Source organism: Streptomyces sp. NPDC055078 (genome assembly GCF_053607985.1).
Genome location: NZ_JBSGUP010000877.1, coordinates 1 through 2,791 on the forward strand (window position 1 = coordinate 1; position 2,791 = coordinate 2,791).

Sequence of the window (2,791 nt, forward strand, 5' to 3'; positions counted from 1 at the left end):
CCGGTGAGGTACGGCGGGTGGGCGCCCGGGGCGGGGGGCTGAGCGGAGACCCCGTACACCACCCGAACCGTGGCGAAAACGGCCCGGCGGGGCGCCCCTGGGGTGTCCGGCCGGACCTCAAGTCACTAGATCTCGCCGCGCAGTTTGGCCAGCGCCTCGGCGAGGATCGCTTCGCCGTCCGCGTCGCTGCGCCGCTCCCGTACATAGGCGAGATGGGTTTTGTACGGCTCGGTGCGCGGCGGGTCCGGTGGATTGTCCCGGTCCTGTCCGGCCGGGAATCCGCAGCGCGGGCAGTCCCAAGTCTCGGGAACCTGTGCGTCGCTGGCGAAGCTCGGCTGTGTCTCATGCCCGTTCGAGCACCAGAAGGAGATGCGCAGGCGTGGCGCGGACTCGCCACGCTCGGCCTCGCCCATCGGCCCCGCTCCGACCCGGCTTCCCCGGATCGCGTTGCCACTTGCCACGGTCGTAACTCCCTGCGTGATGGTGCTGTACAGCGTCTCACAGCGGCTGCGCCGCGGTGCCCCAGTCTACGTAAGGCCCAACGCGCGTCCAGGGATTGGAGTTACATCCGTCCCCGGACGGAAAAGCATGAGGGTCAGCTGTCCAGCTTCATCAGCAGACCAAGTACGACAATGCATGCGAACCACGCCAGACCGACCACGACCGTGATCCGGTCGAGGTTGCGCTCGGCGACCGATGAGCCGCCGACGGACGACTGCATACCGCCGCCGAACATGTCGGAGAGGCCGCCGCCCTTTCCTTTGTGCATCAGCACCAGCAGCATCAGCAGCAGGCTGAAGACGATCAGGGCGATCGAGAACCCCATAACCACGGCTGGACCCTACTTCCTGGCAATTCTCTCGGAACTTCTACGGACGACGGGGGCCCGGGCAAAAAGCCTCGGGCCCCCGCAAGGGTACGACGGATCCGCGTAGGCGCATACTTCCTGGTCGCGGAACCGGACGCTTACTGTACTGGTCGCGGAACCGGACGCTTACTGGTCGCGGAACCGGACGATCTTGACGAACTCGTCGGCGTCCAGTGCCGCGCCGCCCACCAGGGCACCGTCGACATCGGGCTGCGCCATGATCGCGGCGACATTTCCGGCCTTCACCGAGCCGCCGTACTGGATGCGGACCTTGTCGGCCAGCTCCTGGGAGTACAGCTCGGCCAGCCGGCCGCGGATCGCACCGCAGACCTCCTGGGCGTCCTCGGGGGTGGCGACCTCGCCGGTGCCGATGGCCCATACCGGCTCATAGGCGATCACGACGTTCTCGGCCTGCTCGGCCGGGACGTCCTTGAGGCCGCCGTCGAGCTGGGCCAGGGTGTGCGGGACCTGCGAGCCGGCCTTGCGGATGTCCAGGCCCTCGCCGACGCAGAGGATCGGGGTGAGACCGTGCTTGAAGGCCGCCTTCACCTTGGCGTTGCAGATCTCGTCCGTCTCGGCGTGGTACTGCCGGCGCTCGGAGTGCCCCACGGCGACATAGGCGCACTTCAGCTTGGCCAGCATTGGGCCGGAGATCTCTCCGGTGTACGCGCCGGAGTCCTGGGCCGAGATGTCCTGGGCGCCGTACTTGATCTTCAGCTTGTCGCCGTCGACCAGGGTCTGTACGGACCGCAGATCGGTGAAGGGCGGCAGAACGGCCACCTCGACGGCGTCGTAGTCCTTGTCCGCCAGGGCGAAGGCGAGCTTCTGGACGTGGGCGATGGCCTCAAGGTGGTTGAGGTTCATCTTCCAGTTGCCCGCCATGAGCGGGGTACGCGTACTCATAGAGCTTTCAGTCCTCCAGTGCGGCAAGGCCGGGAAGCGTCTTGCCTTCGAGGTATTCGAGGCTGGCGCCGCCACCGGTCGAGATATGGCCGAATGCCTTCTCGTCGAAGCCCAGGATCCGCACCGCCGCGGCGGAGTCCCCGCCGCCGACCACGGTGAAGGCCGGGGATTCGACGAGCGCCTGGGCGACGGCCTTGGTGCCCTCGGCGTAGTCGGGGTGCTCGAAGACGCCCATCGGGCCGTTCCAGAAGACGGTGGCCGCGTCGGCGAGCTTGGATGCGTAGAGCTTGCTGGTCTCCGGGCCGATGTCCAGCCCCTGCTGACCTGCCGGAATGGCGTCCACGGCGACCGAGGTGGGGTGCGCCGGGGCCTTGGTCTTCAGATCCGGGAAGTCGGTGGCGACCAGGACGTCGACGGGGAGCACGAACTCCACGCCCTTCTCCTCGGCCCGCCGCAGATACTCGCCGACGACCGGTACCTGGTCCTCCTGGAGCAGCGAACGGCCGACCTCGTGGCCCTGGGCCTTGAGGAAGGTGTACGCCATGCCGCCGCCGATCAGGATGCGGTCGGCCTTCTCCAGCAGATGGTCGATGACCCCGAGCTTGTCGGAGACCTTGGCGCCGCCGAGGACGACGGCGTAGGGCCGCCGGACGTCGTCGGTGAGCTTCTTCAGGACACCGACCTCGGTGGCGATCAGATATCCGGCCGCGTGCGGCAGCCGGGCGGGGAGGTCGTACACCGAGGCGTGCTTGCGGTGGACGGCCCCGAAGCCGTCGCCGACGTACACCTCGGCGAGGGCGGCGAGCTGGTCGGCGAAGGCGCCGCGCTCGGCGTCGTCCTTGCTGGTCTCGCCGGGGTTGAAGCGGAGGTTCTCGATCACCGCGACCTGGCCGTCGGCGAGGCCCGCCACGACGGACCGCGCGGATTCGCCCACGGTGTCGGTCGCGAAGGCGACCTCGGTGCCGAGCAGCTCGCCGAGGCGGGCGGCGGCGGGGCCGAGGGAGAAGGCGGGGTCCGGGG

Annotated in this window: 4 protein-coding genes; all 4 read right to left on the reverse strand. The window is 68.6% G+C overall.

What is annotated here, in order from left to right:
- Positions 1-125: 125 nt before the first annotated feature.
- Positions 126-461 carry an RNA polymerase-binding protein RbpA gene (locus ACWF94_RS38035; RefSeq protein ID WP_003976875.1) on the reverse strand — a complete coding sequence of 112 codons (336 nt, stop codon included), beginning with the start codon at positions 459-461 and terminating at the stop codon, positions 126-128.
- Between the two features lie 134 nt (positions 462-595).
- Entirely contained in the window at positions 596-826 is a 231-nt protein-coding gene (gene secG, locus ACWF94_RS38040; protein ID WP_453499460.1) for a preprotein translocase subunit SecG, read from the reverse strand.
- A gap of 168 nt (positions 827-994) precedes the next feature.
- A complete protein-coding gene (gene tpiA, locus ACWF94_RS38045) occupies positions 995-1,771 on the reverse strand; it encodes a triose-phosphate isomerase (RefSeq protein WP_453499456.1) in 777 nt (258 codons plus the stop codon).
- Between the two features lie 7 nt (positions 1,772-1,778).
- On the reverse strand, positions 1,779-2,791 hold a 1,013-nt coding region (locus tag ACWF94_RS38050; RefSeq protein ID WP_453499458.1), incomplete at its 5' end, for a phosphoglycerate kinase.

Excerpts from the sequence above, each read along its gene's own strand:
- secG (WP_453499460.1), bottom strand. The coding sequence starts at position 826 with ATGGGGTTCTCGATCGCCCTGATCGTCTTCAGCCTGCTGCTGATGCTG.
- tpiA (WP_453499456.1), bottom strand. The coding sequence starts at position 1,771 with ATGAGTACGCGTACCCCGCTCATGGCGGGCAACTGGAAGATGAACCTC.